Source organism: Desulfofundulus sp. JL263-se, from assembly GCF_056316025.1.
Genome location: NZ_CM149993.1, coordinates 2472617 through 2490364, shown reverse-complemented (window position 1 = coordinate 2490364; position 17748 = coordinate 2472617). Strand labels below are relative to the sequence as shown.

Genomic DNA, 17748 nt, shown 5'->3' with positions numbered 1-17748 from the left:
CCCGGCATGGGCGATAACTTGGGGGTGAAAGTCCCCTGCGGGGGTTGGCAGCACCAACCGCTAGCCAACGGCAAGGGTGTCCACGGCGACGTGGAATCCGAAGGAAGCCCGAGGCAAAATCCCGACCCGAGGACCACGAACCGCGGGCGAGGCCGTCATATTCGGGCGAGCCTGCAAGACAAGGCAAAGCCCAATGCTGCCAAGGGGTATGGCGGTAAACGCGGCGGGTGTGGGAGGAAAGTTATCGCTCTTACCCGGGGAGGTCTGCCGGATATGCCCAGCACTCAGAACTTGAGTGCTGGGTAACCCGGGTCGAGAGGCCCGGCTGAACCGGCAGAAGTCAGCAGAGGTCATAGTACCTGCTTCAGACGTCAAAGCAGGGAAGGACCGAACACCAGGTGGAGGGATGAACTTGGCAAGTTCGCGAGACATGCGAAGACAGCAGAAAACTCCAAACGGAGCCTGCCCGCGGGAGGAAGCGGTGAAGCCGCGGGGGACCGCGGGAGGGCCGAGTGTGTCTCCGGCACGACCCGAGGATGCATCCCGCGAAGGAAATGATAACAACCTGCTGGAAGCCATGCTTGCGCGAAGCAACATGCTGGCGGCACTAAAGAGGGTAGAGCAAAACAAAGGAGCCCCCGGGGTAGATGGAGTGACGGTTGAATCCTTCCGTGCCTATCTGCGAGAGAACTGGGAGCGCATACGTAAAGAACTGCTCGCCGGGACCTACAGGCCGCAACCCGTGCGCCGGGTCGAAATCCCGAAACCGGGCGGCGGAGTGCGACTTCTGGGAATCCCAACCTTGATAGACCGCTTAATCCAGCAGGCACTTCTGCAGGTACTGACGCCCATATTCGACCCTGGATTTTCACCCAACAGCTATGGATTCAGGCCCGGGCGTCGCGCGCATGATGCCGTGCGCAAAGCGCGGCAATATGTGCAAGAAGGTTATGAATGGGTAGTGGACATCGACCTGGAGAAATTCTTCGACCAGGTGAACCACGATATCCTCATGGCCAGGGTAGCGCGCAAAGTCAAAGATAAGCGCATACTCAAACTAATCCGGCTATACCTGCAATCCGGGGTCATGGTAAATGGTTTGGTCCTGGTAACGGACGAGGGCACACCACAAGGTGGGCCTCTAAGCCCGCTACTGGCCAACATCATACTTGATGACCTGGACAAAGAGCTGGAGAAGCGGGGACACCGCTTTGTCAGGTATGCTGACGACTGCAACATCTATGTTCGCAGCCGCCGGGCCGGAGAAAGGGTCAAGGCCAGCATAACCGCCTACCTGCAGAAACGGTTAAAACTCAAAGTAAACGAGACCAAGAGCGCGGTAGACCGTCCATGGAAGCGCAAATTCCTTGGTTTTAGCATGTACAAAATCAAGGGGCAAGTGCGCATCCGCCTGGCCCCTCAAACCATCAAGCGGCTGAAGGACAAAATCCGGGAACTAACTTCTCGAAGCAAAAGCATAAGCATGGAAGAACGCATCCAGCGGATTAACCAGTACCTGATGGGTTGGGTAGGATATTTTGCACTGGCCGACATGTCCAACAGATTAATGGATATTGAAGGCTGGTTACGAAGGCGCCTGCGCATGTGCCTGTGGAAACAATGGAAACGGGTTCGCACCCGTTACCGGGAATTGCGGGCCCTCGGTCTCCCGGAATGGGTCGCACACCAGCTGGCGAACACCCGTAAGGGATACTGGCGCATAACCGGCGGCCCATTAAACAATGCCCTGAACACTGCCTACTGGCAGGCCCAGGGCCTCATGAGTTTAACCGAGCGTTATCATTTTATTCGTAGCGCTTGGTGAACCGCCCAGTGCGGACCCGCATGCTGGGTGGTGTGAGAGGACGGGGGTTAATCACCCCCTCCTACTCGATTTTACGGGCATAAAAATTGTGTAGATACTTAAGAGTGGAAGTATGATCGGGCTGGTGGTACTTATTATGTTATGGAACTATTCTAAAATCTGTCAGCTTTGAGACAAAATATTAAAATATTATTTTAAATTAATTTAAAATATTTTAAAAGTAAGTTTTCAATTTTTTAAAGGTTGACTTATCCACCTTAAACTTAATATAATTTACGAAAAATAATAATAGCTGCGTAAAATTTCGCTAGCATAATTGAAAATAAAGAAAGCGAAAGGCCGGTTTTTCAGGTTTTTCTTTTTGCCATGCGGTTCGCCGATTTTAAGCAAGGAGGAATTTTTAATGAGTAAAAGTGAAAACCACATGAAGGGATCCGTGATGGTGGTGGGCGGCGGCATCAGCGGCATGCAATCCGCCCTGGACCTTGCGGAGTCCGGGTTTAAAGTTTACCTGGTGGAGGAAAAGCCCGCCATTGGCGGCACCATGTCCAGGCTGGATAAGACCTTTCCCACCAATGACTGTGCCATGTGCATAGTTTCCCCAAAATTAGTGGACGTGGGAAGGCACCTAAATATTGATATTTTAACCGGGGCGAAAATAAAAAGTGTATCCGGAGAACCCGGTAATTTTAAAGTGTATTTACACAAAAAGGCGAGATATGTGGATATCGATAAATGTACCGGCTGCGGCGAGTGCGCCGCAGTATGTCCCGTGGAACTGCCCAGTGAGTTTGACGGGGGGCTGGGCAGCAGGAAGGCCGTCTATAAACTGTACGCCCAGGCAATGCCTTCTGCCTACGCCATAGAGAAAAAGGGGGTTGCGCCCTGCAGGGCGGCCTGTCCGGCGGGAGTTAATGTCCAGGGGTATGTGCAGCTGGCGAAGGTAGGTAAGTACCTTGATTCATGGCGCTTAATATACGAAAATAACCCGTTGCCTGCCGTTTGCGGCAGGGTATGTACCCACCCGTGTGAGTCCCGGTGTCACAGGGGCACTGTTGACAGCCCCGTCAGCATCCGGGAATTGAAAAGGTTTGTGGCTGACATGGCCTACCGGGACCTGAAATCCCTGCCCCTACCGGAAATACAGGCGCCCGAGGACGCAAGGGTGGCCATAGTGGGTTCCGGCCCGGCGGGACTTTCAGCCGCCTACCACCTGGCCAGGCTCGGTTATGGTGTTACTGTTTTTGAAGCCCTGCCGGTGGCCGGAGGCATGCTCCGGGTAGGCATTCCCGAATACCGGCTGCCCAGAGAAATTGTGGACCTGGAGATAAGTTTACTGCAAAAAATAGGCGTTGAAATTAAAACCAACAGTAAACTGGGCCGCGACTTTACCGTGGAAGACCTGAAAAAGCAGGGATACAGTGCTGTATTTCTGGCCCTGGGAGCCCACAAGGGCATTTCCCTTAACATTCCCGGTGAGGAACTGGGCGGTGTAATTTCTGGTGTGGATTTCTTAAGAAATGTGAATCTGGGCGAAAAGGTCGGGGTAGGTAAGCGTGTTGCCGTTATCGGCGGTGGTAATACGGCCATGGACGCTGCCAGAACGGCGCTGCGCCTGGGTGCCGGAGAAGTTACCGTTGTTTACCGCCGCTCCGAAGCCGAAATCACCGCTGCGGAAGAAGAGATTCGCGAGGCCCGGGAAGAGGGTATAAAATTCCGGATGCTCACCGGCCCCAAAAGGATATTGGGGGAGAACGGGAAGGTTACCGGGCTGGAATGTATTCGCAATGAATTGGGAGAAAAGGATGCCAGTGGGCGGCGCCGTCCCGTGCCCGTGGAAGGCAGTGAGTTTGTTATTCCCGTTGATACTGTCATACTGGCCGTGGGTCAAAGGCCCGACCTTTCGGGTATTGCTTCTGACCTGGAAAAAACGAAGAGAGATACTATTGTTGTAGATCCGGAAACTTTTGCCACCAATATGCCCGGAGTATTTGCCGCGGGGGATGTGGTAACCGGGCCCGCCACCGTTATCGATGCCATAGGGGCGGGTAAAAAAGCTGCCCGCAGCATTCACCGCTTTCTACAGGGAGAAGAAATGGCCCCTGTAGAGGACGACGAAAGAGCGGGCCGGAAGGAAGCGGAATTCCCCGGGCACAAGGCCGGTAACCTTAAAATCTCCAGGGTGGAGCCCGCCTGCGCCGTCCCGGAGGAGCGAATAAAAGGTTTTGCGGAAGTCTCCCTGGGAATTACGGAGGAAGATGCCCTTAAAGAGGCTGGGCGCTGCCTGAACTGCGGTGTGTGCTCCGAGTGTGGGGAATGCACGAAGGCCTGCCTTCCCAAAGCCATAAATCACGATATGAAAGACGAAGAAGTAGAGATTGAAGTGGGTGCCGTAATACTAAGCCCCGGCGGCGATATTTATGACCCCTCCGAGCTGGAATACCTGGGTTATAAAAAATATCCCAATGTAATAACCAGCATAGAATTTGAGCGCATTTTAAGCGCCTCGGGCCCCTACCAGGGGCACATGATCCGGCCTTCCGACGGCAAGGAGCCCCGCAAAATAGCCTGGGTCCAGTGTGTGGGGTCAAGGAATGTGCGTATAAACCACGATTACTGTTCTTCCGTATGCTGCATGTATGCCATCAAAGAAGCAGTCATAGCCAAGGAACACAGTTCCGAACACCTGGAAACCACCATCTTTCTGATGGATATGCGTTCCTACGGCAAGGACTTTGAAAGATATTTCAACCGGGCCTGGGATGAGCACGGGGTCCGGTTTGTAAAGAGCCGCATATTTGAGGTCAGTCCATCCCCGGACGGCAATGATAACCTCACCATCAGGTATGCCGGCGAGGACGGCACCATCTACCGGGAGGATTTCGACCTGGTGGTTCTTTCCGTGGGCTTTAAGCCGCCCTGCGGTTCTGCTGAACTGGCCGGAGCCGCGGGTGTGGAATTGGATGAATTCGGCTTTTGCAAGACCGGGGAATTTTCCCGGGGTGTTACCAGCCGCCCAGGGATATTTGCCAGCGGTATATTTGCCGGCCCCAAGGACATTCCAGAAACAGTGGTTGAGGCCAGTGCGGCGGCGGGATATGCCTCCCGTCTGTTGTCCGGGGTCCGGGGGACCCTTGCCAGGGCAAAGAAATACCCGCCGGAAAAAGACGTAAGCAAAAGGCCGCCCCGTATAGGCGTATTTGTTTGCAACTGCGGCATCAATATAGGCAGCGTGCTTAAAGTTCCCGAAGTGGTTGAATATGTCCGGAGCTTGAAAAACGTAGTTTGCGCCCAGGAGTTCCTTTTCACCTGCTCCCAGGATAGTATAGAAAAAATAAAAAACATTATTACAGAGCGTGACCTCACCAGGGTAGTGGTGGCCTCCTGCACTCCCCGCACCCATGCGCCCCTTTTCCAAAGCGCGCTGCGGGAAGCAGGGTTAAACCCCTACCTGTACGAGCATGTGAACATAAGGGAGCATTCTTCCTGGGTACACCGGGAAAACCGGCGGGAAGCAACGGAAAAGGCAAAGGACCTGATAAGGATGGCGGTGGCCAAAGCAGCTTTGTTAAAGCCGGTAACACCAACATATACCGAAGTGAACCACACCTGCCTGGTGGTGGGGGGTGGCGTTGCAGGCATGTCCGCGGCATTGTCCCTGGCCGAGCAGGGCTTTGAGGTCTGCCTGGTGGAGAAAGAACAAGAGCTGGGCGGCCATATGAAAAACATCCAATATACGCTGGAAGGGTCCGACCCGCAAAAAGAATTAAGTCAACTGATTGATAAGGTTAATTCCCATGCTAAAATTACAATTCTTACCGGCGCTGAAATAAAGGATACCGGCGGGTATCCCGGCAATTACCGGACTGTAATTAACGTAAACGGTAAAGAACGGGAACTTGTACACGGCGCCGCCATACTGGCTACCGGGGCCCGGGAGGCCACAACAAGGGAGTACCTTTACGGGCAGCACTCCCGGGTGATCACCCAGACAGAGTTTGAACGGAGGCTGGCGTCAGGCGGCGGCTCAAGTCTCAAAAATGTGGTAATGATTCAGTGCGTGGGCTCAAGAGACGATAAAAGGCCTTACTGCAGCAGGGTTTGCTGTTCCCATGCCCTTAAAAACGCATTGAAGCTCAAGGAAGTAAACCCCAGCGCCAGCATATTCATACTATACCGCGACATCCGGTCCTACGGGCTCATGGAGAAATATTATACCGGGGCCAGGAAGAAGGGCATAATCTTTATTCGCTACAGTGAAACGGATAAGCCCGGTGTAACCGCCGAGGGTGACAGTCTGCAGGTGACGGTCAGGGATCACGTACTGGGCGAATATATCACCCTGAGCCCCGATCTTCTGGTGCTCAGTACCGGGATAGCGCCCGGTGAAGATAACCCGAGGCTTAGCCAGCTCTTTAAAGTGCCCCTGGATGCCGACGGTTTCCTGTTGGAGGCCCACATGAAGCTTCGCCCGGTGGACTTTGCCGCGGAAGGCCTTTATTTATGCGGACTGGCTCACGCACCCAAGTTGGCGGGCGAAGCCATTCTCCAGGCCAATGCTGCGGCCATGCGCGCGGCCACCCTGTTATCCAAGGATAAGCTGGAGAACGTAGCTATAACCGCCACGGTAAATAAGAAGCGCTGTGTGGGCTGCGGAATGTGCGTGAGGGCATGTAATTTCGGTGCCCGGGAAGTGGACCCGGTTAGCGGGGTGGCCAGGGTCGAGGAAGCGTTATGCCAGGGGTGCGGGGCCTGCGTGGTGGCCTGCCCCAACGGTGCCACCCAGCAGAAAGGCTTTGAAAAGTCCCAAATGATGGCGGCCCTTAAGGCGGCCTTGAAGTAGGGGTGAAAGTATGAGTGCGCAAGTTAACGAGATGCTCGAAAAGAAGGTAGGAGCGGTTTTAGTGGTGGGATCCGGCATCAGCGGTATGCAGTCGGCTTTGGATCTGGCCGAAGCGGGCTTTAAGGTTTATCTGGTTGAACGCAAGCCCAGTATAGCCGGAACCATGCCCATGCTGGACAAAACTTTTCCCACCAATGATTGTTCCATGTGTATCCTCTCACCCCGGGTGGTGGATGTGGGGGGGCACATGAATATTGAAGTTATGACCATGTCCGAGCTGGTGAAACTGGAAGGCGGGCCGGGAAATTTCCTGGCTACCATAAAAAAACACCCGCGCTACGTAGACACGGACCTGTGCGTCAGCTGCGGCCGCTGCGAAACCGTTTGCCCGCAAACGGTGGAAAACAAGTTTAACCAGGGGCTTGACCAGAGCAAGGCTATTTACAAGCCCTATGCCCAGGCCTATCCCAATGCCTACGTCATCGATAAGGAAAACTGCATTGAATGCGGGGCCTGCGAGGAAAAATGCGCCCGCAAGGCCATTAATCACCAGATGGAAGAAGAAATGGTGGACATTCAGGTGGGAGCGGTAATCCTTGCCCCGGGCTTCGAAATTTTTGACGCGGGGCTGCGGGGTGAATTCGGCTACGGAATTTACGAAAATGTGGTAACCAGCCTGCAGTTTGAAAGGCTTCTCAGTGCCTCCGGCCCCCACCAGGGTCACCTGGTAAGGCCCTCTGACGGGAAAGAGCCCAAAAAGGTTGCCTTTATCCAGTGTGTCGGCTCCCGGGAGCCGGGCAAGAACAGGAATTATTGTTCAGGTGTTTGCTGTATGTATGCCACCAAGGAAGCCATGGTGGCCCGGGAGCACGTTCCCGGCCTTGAGGCCTCTATATTCTGTATTGACGTGCGGGCCTTCGGTAAAGGGTTTGAGCAGTACTACGAGCGGGCCCGAAAGGAATACGGAATACGGTATGTAAAATGTATGGTTTCCTCGGTAAAGGAGCTGCAGCAGAGCAAAAACCTGCTGCTCAGATACCGCACTCCTTCCGGCAAAATGCTGGAGGAGGAGTTCGACCTGGTGGTCCTTTCGTGTGGGGATAAAGCCGTCGGAAGGAACTGAGGAACTGGCACGGGTGGTCGGGGTTAATCTTGATGAATTCGGTTTTTGTGCTCAAGGGGCTGAAATCTGCACTACCAGCCGCCCCGGTGTATTTGCGGCAGGTACATTTGCCGGTCCGAAGGATATCCCCGAAGCCGTTGTGGAGGCCAGCGCGGCTGCAGGCTATGTTTCCCGCCTCCTGGGTGATGTCCGGGGCACCTGTATCAAGAGCAAGCCTGAAGTTCCGGAAAGGGACGTTACAGGTGAACAGCCCCGGGTGGGGGTATTTGTCTGCAATTGCGGAATTAACATAGGCAGTGTAATTAATGTTTCCGAAGTGGTGAAATACGCCAGGACCTTAAAGGACGTAGCCTTTGCCGAGGAGTTTCTCTTTGCCTGCGCCCAGGATAGCCTGGATAAAATTAAAAAGCGTATAAAGTTCCAAAAATTGAACCGGGTGGTTGTTGCCTCGTGCACCCCCAGGACCCATGCCCCGCTGTTCCAAAATGCCCTGAAGGAAGCAGGCTTCAACCCGTATTTATATGAACACGTTAATATCCGTGAACATTCCTCGTGGGTGCACAGGAAGCAGGGGGAGGCGGCAACGGAAAAGGCAAAAGACCTGGTGCGCATGGCGGTGGCCCGGGCCCGCATGCTGGAGCCCATTCCCACAACGTATACGGATATTAACCGCAGCGCGCTGGTGGTGGGGGGCGGGGTTGCCGGCATGGCTGCCTCCCTTTCCCTGGCGGAACAGGGGTTTGAAGTGTTCCTGGTGGAGAAATCTTCCGAGCTGGGCGGGTGGCTGAGAAACATCCGCTATTCCATTGATGGGCAAGATCCCGCCGCTTTACTGGAAGATATGCTGGGCCGGGTGCAAAACAACCCCAAAATTCATGTATTTACCGGCAGTACGGTGGCGGAAGTGAGGGGGTACCCGGGTAATTACAGGACCAAAATTAATGTGGCCGGTGATATGAAGGAAATTGTGCACGGCTGCGCCATCCTGGCCACCGGCGCCCGGGAGGCAAGGCCTGCCGAATACCTGTACGGGGAAAGCCCCAATGTGGTAACCCAGACCGAGCTGGAGAACCGGTTGAGCCGGGGTGAAGCAGGCGGTATTAAAAATGTGGTTATGATCCAGTGTGTAGGCTCGCGGGATGAAAAAAGACCCTACTGCAGCAGGATATGCTGTACCCAGGCCGTTAAAAATGCCCTGAAGATAAAAGAGATGAACCCCGGTGCCAATGTTTATGTCCTTTACAGGGATGTGCGCGTGTACGGAATCAGGGAAAAATATTACACCGAAGCAAGGCAAAAAGGTGTTGTCTTCGTCCGCTATGAGCCGGAGGAAAAACCCGAGGTAACCGCCGGAAGCAGGGGTATAGAGGTTAAAGTTAAAGATCACGTCCTGGGATATACACTGGCCATTGATGCCGATTTGCTGGTTCTCAGTACCGGCGTGCAGCCCAACGAAGATAACGAAAAGTTAGGCCAGCTGTTTAAAGTGGCCCTTAACGACGAGGGATTTTTACTGGAAGCGCACATGAAACTGCGCCCGGTGGATTTTGCCGCCGAGGGACTTTACCTGTGCGGTCTGGCCCACTCGCCCAAACTGGTGGGCGAGGCAATTGTCCAGGCCAACGCCGCGGCCATGAGGGCAGTAACCCTGCTTTCCAAGGACCGTTTGGAAAATGTGGCCATTACCGCTTACGTGGATGAGGAGGCCTGCATAGGGTGCGGGCTTTGTGTAAAGGCCTGCAGCTACGATGCCCGGTATATCGATGAAAATACGGGCGTGGCCGGTGTAACGGAGGCGCTGTGCCAGGGCTGCGGCGCCTGCGTGGCGGCCTGTCCCGGCGGGGCGAGCCAGCAGAGAGGCTTTGAAAAGGGACAGCTGCTGGCAATGATGAAGGCGGCAATTTCTTAGAGAATAACGTAAGGAGATGGTTTCCCATGAGCATGCCCTTAAAAAAAGATGACAAGCTTCCGGTACAAGAATACATTAAAGAAAAAACTGAAAAGGCGCTTAATCCGGAAGAGGGCTTTGAGCCGCAAATAATCGGCCTGGTATGCAACTGGTGCAGTTATGCCGGCGCCGACCTGGCCGGTACTTCAAGGATCCAATACCCGCCCAATATCCGCCTGGTGAGAGTAATGTGTTCGGGGGCCGTGGACCCGCTGTATATTCTGCGACCTCTCCTGGACGGGGCGGACGGTGTGCTGGTGGGCGGGTGACATGCCGGTGACTGCCACTATGGTAGTGGCAATTACAAGGCCCGCCGCCGGATAGCAATATTAAAATCCTCCCTTGAGGCCTTCGGTATTAATCCCGAGCGGGTTTGGTTCCGCTTTATCAGTGCCTCGGAGGGGAAGTTATTTGCCCAGACCGTTGCCGAGATGGTGAAAAAGCTAAAAGAACTGGGGCCCAATCCCACCCGCAAGTTGTGGGAAATTTAATGCAGGAGGTTTTAAGGTTTAAATGAGGACTTATACAGTGGAAACGGGAAAACAGAATATCAATGGAGCCCTGGCTTCCTTTTTCCGGGGGCTGATGGAAAAGGGAGTAATAGATTCCCTGCTCGTGCCCCAGGAGGTAAAATCCGGCAGTACCGTGGTAGCCACACTGGTAAAAAGCCCGGAAGGTTTGCATAGCATTAATCCCCTGGCACCGGTGGCCATGGTAAACGCTGCCAGGATAGTTTCCAGTCTTACCGTTAAGGACCCGGGGGAGAAAATAGGTGTTGTTTTGCGCTCCTGTGAAACCAGGGCGCTGGTGGAACTGGTTAAGCTGCAGCAGGCTTCCCTGGATAATTTGGTGATAGTCGGCGTGGACTGCGTGGGCACTTTTGAGCCCGGGGATTATCGCAGCCTGGTTGCCAATGGAAATTGGAACCTTGATGAATGGCTTACTGCTGCTGCCAGGGGAGAAACTTCTGCCGGAGACAGGGATATCCGGCCCGCCTGCGCCATGTGCGGGCACATAGCGGCGGAACATGCCCAAATATCCATTGGCTGGGTCGGCCTGGATCCTGCTAAGGAATTAATTATAGAAGTAGATGACCTGTTGGCTGGCGAAGTTGGCAAATTGGGCCTTAAAGAAGCTGGGGAAGTTTCAGGTAGAGGGGATGCCGTTGAACGTATTCGCGGGGAAAGGGAGTCTTTCAAAGAAAAGCAGTTTGAGGAGTTTGCGGCCCGGACGAGAACTTTACCGGCCATGGTCGATGAACTGGCCGGATGCCTGCGCTGCTATAACTGCCGCCAGGCCTGCCCCATTTGTTTCTGCCAGGAATGTGTTTTTACCTCGCCCGTGCTTAAGCACGAGCCGGACGACTATCTGAAATGGGCCCGGCAAAAAAACGTTATCAAGATGCCCACTGACACCTTGCTTTTCCACATAACCAGGGTAAACCACATGGGACTCAGCTGTGTTGGCTGCGGGCACTGTGAAAGTGCCTGTCCCGGCAAGTTGCCGCTTACCTTGCTCTTTGGGCTGGCGGGCAGGAAAGTTCAGGGTATTTTTGATTATGTTCCCGGGCGGAGCCTCGATGAAGAACTACCCCAGACAACGTACAGGGAAAATGAGCTGGAGCCGAGGTAGGGGGGTAAGCCTGTGAGAATAATTGACGGTGGAGAGGTTTTGCAGAGCGACCCTGATTTTTTTGCGCAGGTCAAAGAAAAAAGCGGGCAGCCCATTGAACTCTGCTACCAGTGCCAGAAATGCGCTGCCGGCTGCCCCATAGGAGATTATTTTGATTATACCCCCAGTCAGGTTATAAGAATGGTTTACTTTGGCTTGAGGGACCGTGTTTTAAGAAGTTCGGCCATCTGGCTGTGTTCCGGCTGTGAAACCTGCGGTGTACGCTGTCCCAATGGCATCAGGATTTCCGAGGTAATGGATGCCTTAAGGGCCGTGTCATCCGCCGGCAGTATGGCCGGGGAAAAACAAACGGAGACTTTCCACCGCATGTTTCTGGATGAAGTCAAGGCCAGGGGCCGTGTGCATGAGAGCCTGCTCATGGCCAAATACAAGCTAAGAACGGGACAGATGTTTACTGACCTGGATCTTGGATTTAAATTGTTTAGAAAGGGTAAGCTGCCCCTTCTACCAAGGGGCATCAAAGATAAAAAGGGCATTCGTAAAATTTTTACCAGAGTGGAGAAGGCCCGGGAAGGGGGTAAACAAGGATGAAAATGGCCTATTATCCCGGTTGTTCCCTGGAATCCACCGCCAAAGAATACAACCATTCTTCCCGGTCGGTGTGCGCCGCCCTGGGGCTGGAACTGGTGGAACTGGAAGATTGGAGTTGTTGCGGGGCCACTTCCGCCCATAATTTGGACCACAGGCTGGCCGCAGCCCTGCCGGCACGCAATATTGCTCTGGCCCAGGAGAAGGGCCTGGACGTGGCGGTTCCCTGTGCCGCGTGTTTTAGCCGTCTTCGCAAGGCTGATTATTTGCTGCGCCATAATGAAGGGGTGCGCCGGGAAGTGGAAGTGATCGTCGAATTCAAATATGAAGGAAAAATTAAGATTCTGTCGCTGCTTGAGGCCCTGGTAACCGGGGTGGGCTTTGAACACATTGCCGGTAAGGTTATTAAGCCGCTCCGGGGGTTGAAGGTGGTTAGCTACTACGGCTGTCTTATGGTGCGCCCCCCTGAAGTAAGGGGCTTTGACAGGGCTGAACATCCCGAAATGCTGGATAGACTGGTAGCAATTTTAGGCGGGGAGTCGCTAAAATGGTCCTATAAAACGGAATGTTGTGGGGCCAGCCTTTCCTTGACCAATACCAGCGTGGTGGAGGGTGCCGTGGCCCGGCTGGTGGGTGCTGCCCGGGAAGCGGGGGCCTCGGCTATTGTTACGGCCTGCCCGCTCTGCCAGAGTAATTTGGAAATGAGACAGAAAAAGGACCGGGATATAATGCCTTCCTTCTATTTTACCGAACTGGTCGGGCTGGCCCTGGGCTTGGATGAAGCCCAGGGCTGGCTGGCAAAACATTTGATCGACCCGGTGCCTGTTTTGGATATTATTACATAAACCGTTCATATGAGCGGTTTTTTATTTTTGGAGGTCGGGAAGGGCTGTTATTCCCTTCCCGGAACTCTAACGCTCATGGGGTTCCTTGGTCATATCCAATATTCCGTAAACTGTTTTAGCCAGGCCTATTCCCGTGAGGCTCCATCCCAGGAGAGGGTTTCTTTCCCGCAAGGCCAGGCCTGTTCCGGATTCAATGGTACCAAGGACGGTCATTAATGCGCCGGTATTCATATATATCCCCCCTTTGTTAGAGTTCAAGTTTATTTTAACCATAGCAGCTTTCTTTATGTTTGGCATTGAATTTAAAGAGGATTTTTTCATGTACCTGGATAAAATTAATTGATAGATTCTTATACATCCTTTATTGTGATTAGCCGGTGAAAAAAGATTTCCGGTATTTGGAATTGATGCACAATGGTAATGACGGGAGGTCAGGTTTATTGGTGGTGGGCGTTTTAACTGTAGAACTTTTTATGGGAGAGGTAACATCTTTAAAGGGGAAAAGAAGGGTCTTAAAAAGTTTGCTGGACAGGCTAAAGACCAAGTTTAATGTAGCGGTGGCCGAGGTCGGCAAACAGGATTCCTGGCAATTTTCAACCATTGGTGTTTCCACGGTCAGCAATGAATCGGCCCATGTACATAAGGTGTTATCAGCGGTGATTAGTTTTATTGAGTTTCATAACGGGGTGGAATTGCTGGATTATAGAACCGAGCTTTTATGAAAAAACCTGCTGGGGAACCCGGCAGGTTTGGTGCTTGTGCGCCCGGCATGGGCGATAACTTGGGGGTGAAAGTCCCCTGCGGGGGTTGGCAGCACCAACCGCTAGCCAACGGCAAGGGTGTCCACGGCGACGTGGAATCCGAAGGAAGCCCGAGGCAAAATCCCGACCCGAGGACCACGAACCGCGGGCGAGGCCGTCATATTCGGGCGAGCCTGCAAGACAAGGCAAAGCCCAATGCTGCCAAGGGGTATGGCGGTAAACGCGGCGGGTGTGGGAGGAAAGTTATCGCTCTTACCCGGGGAGGTCTGCCGGATATGCCCAGCACTCAGAACTTGAGTGCTGGGTAACCCGGGTCGAGAGGCCCGGCTGAACCGGCAGAAGTCAGCAGAGGTCATAGTACCTGCTTCAGACGTCAAAGCAGGGAAGGACCGAACACCAGGTGGAGGGATGAACTTGGCAAGTTCGCGAGACATGCGAAGACAGCAGAAAACTCCAAACGGAGCCTGCCCGCGGGAGGAAGCGGTGAAGCCGCGGGGGACCGCGGGAGGGCCGAGTGTGTCTCCGGCACGACCCGAGGATGCATCCCGCGAAGGAAATGATAACAACCTGCTGGAAGCCATGCTTGCGCGAAGCAACATGCTGGCGGCACTAAAGAGGGTAGAGCAAAACAAAGGAGCCCCCGGGGTAGATGGAGTGACGGTTGAATCCTTCCGTGCCTATCTGCGAGAGAACTGGGAGCGCATACGTAAAGAACTGCTCGCCGGGACCTACAGGCCGCAACCCGTGCGCCGGGTCGAAATCCCGAAACCGGGCGGCGGAGTGCGACTTCTGGGAATCCCAACCTTGATAGACCGCTTAATCCAGCAGGCACTTCTGCAGGTACTGACGCCCATATTCGACCCTGGATTTTCACCCAACAGCTATGGATTCAGGCCCGGGCGTCGCGCGCATGATGCCGTGCGCAAAGCGCGGCAATATGTGCAAGAAGGTTATGAATGGGTAGTGGACATCGACCTGGAGAAATTCTTCGACCAGGTGAACCACGATATCCTCATGGCCAGGGTAGCGCGCAAAGTCAAAGATAAGCGCATACTCAAACTAATCCGGCTATACCTGCAATCCGGGGTCATGGTAAATGGTTTGGTCCTGGTAACGGACGAGGGCACACCACAAGGTGGGCCTCTAAGCCCGCTACTGGCCAACATCATACTTGATGACCTGGACAAAGAGCTGGAGAAGCGGGGACACCGCTTTGTCAGGTATGCTGACGACTGCAACATCTATGTTCGCAGCCGCCGGGCCGGAGAAAGGGTCAAGGCCAGCATAACCGCCTACCTGCAGAAACGGTTAAAACTCAAAGTAAACGAGACCAAGAGCGCGGTAGACCGTCCATGGAAGCGCAAATTCCTTGGTTTTAGCATGTACAAAATCAAGGGGCAAGTGCGCATCCGCCTGGCCCCTCAAACCATCAAGCGGCTGAAGGACAAAATCCGGGAACTAACTTCTCGAAGCAAAAGCATAAGCATGGAAGAACGCATCCAGCGGATTAACCAGTACCTGATGGGTTGGGTAGGATATTTTGCACTGGCCGACATGTCCAACAGATTAATGGATATTGAAGGCTGGTTACGAAGGCGCCTGCGCATGTGCCTGTGGAAACAATGGAAACGGGTTCGCACCCGTTACCGGGAATTGCGGGCCCTCGGTCTCCCGGAATGGGTCGCACACCAGCTGGCGAACACCCGTAAGGGATACTGGCGCATAACCGGCGGCCCATTAAACAATGCCCTGAACACTGCCTACTGGCAGGCCCAGGGCCTCATGAGTTTAACCGAGCGTTATCATTTTATTCGTAGCGCTTGGTGAACCGCCCAGTGCGGACCCGCATGCTGGGTGGTGTGAGAGGACGGGGGTTAATCACCCCCTCCTACTCGATTAGTTGCAATTTTATAAATTGCAGGAGGATTTTGGCAGGGCTAATGGAAAATTTAAGTGTTATAAAAAAAGGAAGGTGCCTTTGGAAGGGGAGGGAGGTTAAAAGAGTTTTTGTTTTTTCTGAGTTTATACGGGAGGGAACCATTAATGAAAAAGTGGCTCAGGTTGGTATTTATAGTGTTATTCGTTATAGTCCTGGCGGCCGTTACCGGCTGCAGCGGAAAGGATACGGCGGAGACTGCCAGTGAGCCGGTCGGTAATGGGGGAGCTGCTTTATCTCAAAAGTTTATAGTTGCTTCGGCTACTGATCGCGCTCCCTTTGCATTTCTGGATGAGAATACGGGAGAATATATTGGTTTTGATATGGACCTCATTAAAGCCATAGCCGGGGTTAACAGCTGGAATTATGAAATTCGCAGTATGGATTTTGAGGATATTATTCCGGCCCTGGAGAGCTCCAGCGTAGAGATGGCCATTTCGGCCATAACCATTACCGAAAAACGCAAGGAGAAAGTAAATTTTTCTTATCCTTACTATCGTTCCGGCCAGTGTGTGGCGGTTCAGGCCGCCAATGAGGATATTAAAGGGTTTGACGACCTGGAAGGTAAGACAGTGGGAGTTCAAATTGCAACTACCGGCGCCGATGAGGCTCGCAAGATTCCCAATGTCAAGGTAATTGATTATAATACCATTAACGATGCTTTCATGGCATTGAAAAGCGGAAACGTGGATGCCGTAATTAATGATTTCCCTGTTATTGCTTATTTTATCAAGCAGGGTAATGACGGTGTGAAAATCGTGGGCGATTTAAAGACCAGTAGATACTATGGTATTGCAGTACCCAAGGATAAACCGGAAATTTTGGAACAAGTTAATAGTGCCTTGGAACTTTTAAAGGAAAACAGCAAGTTTGATCAAATTTACAAGAAGTGGTTCGGTGAAGAGCCACCGGAATATTTACCGGGAGAGGTGTTCCAGCAATAAAAATAGCAGCAATGTTTAAAAGCCCTCCACCTGGTGGCGGAGGGCTTTCATAATTAACTTACTACGAATTTTAACTTGCCTTCAAAGGTCATTTGTTCAAATAACATGCGGTCTTCCGGGGAAACATTCTTACCAAATCTGGCCATAAGTACATTGGCCGGGTGTTCCAAAATGTCCGGGTCGTCAGTGGGTACCTTTTCTAATCCTACCGAGCCAAATAATTTGCTGAGCATCCTCTGGTAGTCCCAGATATCCAGTCCCGTTTCCCTGACATCCCAGTGCCAGCAGAATTCCATGGTAATAACAATGTAGTTTTCCAATTCAGGATTGGAAAAAGCAAATTTTAGAAGATTTTGGGCTATTCTGCACCGGCGCCAGTCCTCGCTAATTTCGATGGCCCCCATTTCTAAAACCCTGGGGTGCTTTATCCACCTTGTATATTCGTCGGGTTCGTGAAAGGTAATATAACCTATAATTTCGTTTTCGTGACGGGCAATATAGACCATGCCTTTGGGTAATTGGCTGATTTCTGCGAGGGCTTTTTTCTGTTTTTCAGGAGGTCGAAAGTTACTTAATTTATCGTTCATGGTCAGTGCTTCAATAGTTTTATCAGCAACCGGGCCCTCTAAGACCACTATGCCCTTGGGAGAATTATAATTTACTTTTTGTGCCATAGGGCACCAACCTCCTTTTTAACCGCTGAGCGGTTAAAAGCGACCACTTAACCCTCTAAAATTACCTTTTAAGTTATTATGCCAGTGCGGTCATATTTTTGCAATAAAGGCGGTATAAGTCCTTAAATTAAAAATTTTCTTATTATTGCGTCTTTAAGATAACAATTAATATTATTTTTTACGAATTACTATTTTTTAATCAGCCATTAACTGGCTTATCAAGCAAAAAGCCGGGTAAAACTTACCCGGCTTTGGCAATTAATTCAAGGAAGTCGTCTCCCAGCGGTGTAAGACTGCAAATTTTACTTTTACCTTCGGTTTCCACTTCGATCAGGCCCAGGGCATAAAGCTGCATTACCACATGGTCCAAAACTGCCCTTTTAACCTTTGCGGTCAAGGAAAGACCTTCTTTGTTCATGCTGCCTTCTTCGCCAAGGGCCCTCATGACTCTCATGGCTTCTTCAGGCAAACGCTCCTTGGCTTTAAGTAAATATTCATTTAGTGTCAACGGGCTATCACTCCTTGCAAATATTTTTGTTACATATAGTATTAACATTTTTTCTTTAATTAATAAGCTGTCAGGCCAATGATTTTATTGTAAAATTATAGGAAGTTTAGAAAAATAAGAT

General features: G+C 52.3%; 16 protein-coding genes. 13 read left to right on the top strand and 3 right to left on the bottom strand.

The genetic code is table 11. The annotated features are described in order from the left end of the window. Positions 1-6 precede the first annotated feature (6 nt). From ACX4JR_RS12890 to ACX4JR_RS12850, 9 genes are all read left to right on the top strand, one after another. On the top strand, positions 7-306 hold the full coding sequence (locus ACX4JR_RS12890) for a hypothetical protein (RefSeq protein WP_476058436.1): 300 nt from the start codon (positions 7-9) through the stop codon (positions 304-306). 262 nt (positions 307-568) lie between these two features. Then, positions 569-1825, top strand: coding sequence for a group II intron reverse transcriptase/maturase (gene ltrA, locus ACX4JR_RS12885; protein WP_476060484.1), 1257 nt, complete (start codon positions 569-571; stop codon positions 1823-1825). A gap of 403 nt (positions 1826-2228) precedes the next feature. After that, complete coding sequence (locus ACX4JR_RS12880) at positions 2229-6668, top strand: NAD(P)-binding protein (RefSeq protein WP_476058435.1); 4440 nt, start codon at positions 2229-2231, stop codon at positions 6666-6668. A 10-nt stretch (positions 6669-6678) separates the two neighbouring features. Further along, positions 6679-7791 (top strand): FAD-dependent oxidoreductase, encoded by a 1113-nt coding sequence (locus ACX4JR_RS12875; protein WP_476058434.1) that lies wholly within the window; start codon positions 6679-6681, stop codon positions 7789-7791. Then, the gene (locus tag ACX4JR_RS12870) at positions 7763-9700 is read left to right on the top strand and encodes a CoB--CoM heterodisulfide reductase iron-sulfur subunit A family protein (protein WP_476058433.1); all 1938 of its coding nucleotides are present in this window, start codon (positions 7763-7765) and stop codon (positions 9698-9700) included. Before ACX4JR_RS12875 ends, ACX4JR_RS12870 begins: the two co-directional genes overlap by 29 nt. A gap of 74 nt (positions 9701-9774) precedes the next feature. Then, on the top strand, positions 9775-10230 hold the full coding sequence (locus tag ACX4JR_RS12865) for a hydrogenase iron-sulfur subunit (protein WP_476060563.1): 456 nt from the start codon (positions 9775-9777) through the stop codon (positions 10228-10230). A gap of 22 nt (positions 10231-10252) precedes the next feature. After that, the gene (locus ACX4JR_RS12860) at positions 10253-11371 is read left to right on the top strand and encodes a Coenzyme F420 hydrogenase/dehydrogenase, beta subunit C-terminal domain (RefSeq protein WP_476058432.1); all 1119 of its coding nucleotides are present in this window, start codon (positions 10253-10255) and stop codon (positions 11369-11371) included. A 12-nt stretch (positions 11372-11383) separates the two neighbouring features. Then, positions 11384-11962: a 4Fe-4S dicluster domain-containing protein gene (locus tag ACX4JR_RS12855; RefSeq protein ID WP_476058431.1), complete on the top strand. Its 579-nt coding sequence runs from the start codon at positions 11384-11386 to the stop codon at positions 11960-11962. Next, entirely contained in the window at positions 11959-12804 is an 846-nt protein-coding gene (locus ACX4JR_RS12850; protein ID WP_476058430.1) for a CoB--CoM heterodisulfide reductase iron-sulfur subunit B family protein, read from the top strand. The genes ACX4JR_RS12855 and ACX4JR_RS12850 overlap by 4 nt, the downstream gene beginning before the upstream one ends. A gap of 66 nt (positions 12805-12870) precedes the next feature. Here the strand turns inward: ACX4JR_RS12850 and ACX4JR_RS12845 are convergent, their stop codons facing one another. After that, on the bottom strand, positions 12871-13035 hold the full coding sequence (locus tag ACX4JR_RS12845) for an asparagine synthase (RefSeq protein WP_476058429.1): 165 nt from the start codon (positions 13033-13035) through the stop codon (positions 12871-12873). Between the two features lie 212 nt (positions 13036-13247). On the opposite strand from ACX4JR_RS12845, the gene ACX4JR_RS12840 reads away from it, so the two are divergent. The 4 genes from ACX4JR_RS12840 (at position 13248) to ACX4JR_RS12825 (ending at position 16445) form a co-directional block, all read left to right on the top strand. Further along, the gene (locus ACX4JR_RS12840) at positions 13248-13526 is read left to right on the top strand and encodes a DUF503 domain-containing protein (protein WP_476060562.1); all 279 of its coding nucleotides are present in this window, start codon (positions 13248-13250) and stop codon (positions 13524-13526) included. After that, complete coding sequence (locus ACX4JR_RS12835; protein ID WP_476058428.1) at positions 13523-13873, top strand: hypothetical protein; 351 nt, start codon at positions 13523-13525, stop codon at positions 13871-13873. Before ACX4JR_RS12840 ends, ACX4JR_RS12835 begins: the two co-directional genes overlap by 4 nt. Before the next feature lie 262 nt (positions 13874-14135). Further along, positions 14136-15392 carry a group II intron reverse transcriptase/maturase gene (ltrA, locus tag ACX4JR_RS12830; protein WP_476060484.1) on the top strand — a complete coding sequence of 419 codons (1257 nt, stop codon included), beginning with the start codon at positions 14136-14138 and terminating at the stop codon, positions 15390-15392. A 216-nt stretch (positions 15393-15608) separates the two neighbouring features. After that, positions 15609-16445 (top strand): basic amino acid ABC transporter substrate-binding protein, encoded by an 837-nt coding sequence (locus tag ACX4JR_RS12825; protein ID WP_476058427.1) that lies wholly within the window; start codon positions 15609-15611, stop codon positions 16443-16445. A 53-nt stretch (positions 16446-16498) separates the two neighbouring features. Here ACX4JR_RS12825 and ACX4JR_RS12820 read toward each other — a convergent pair whose 3' ends face one another. After that, positions 16499-17119: a GNAT family N-acetyltransferase gene (locus ACX4JR_RS12820; RefSeq protein ID WP_476058426.1), complete on the bottom strand. Its 621-nt coding sequence runs from the start codon at positions 17117-17119 to the stop codon at positions 16499-16501. 241 nt (positions 17120-17360) lie between these two features. Then, a complete protein-coding gene (locus ACX4JR_RS12815) occupies positions 17361-17573 on the bottom strand; it encodes a transcriptional regulator (RefSeq protein ID WP_476060561.1) in 213 nt (70 codons plus the stop codon). Between the last annotated feature and the right edge of the window lie 175 nt (positions 17574-17748).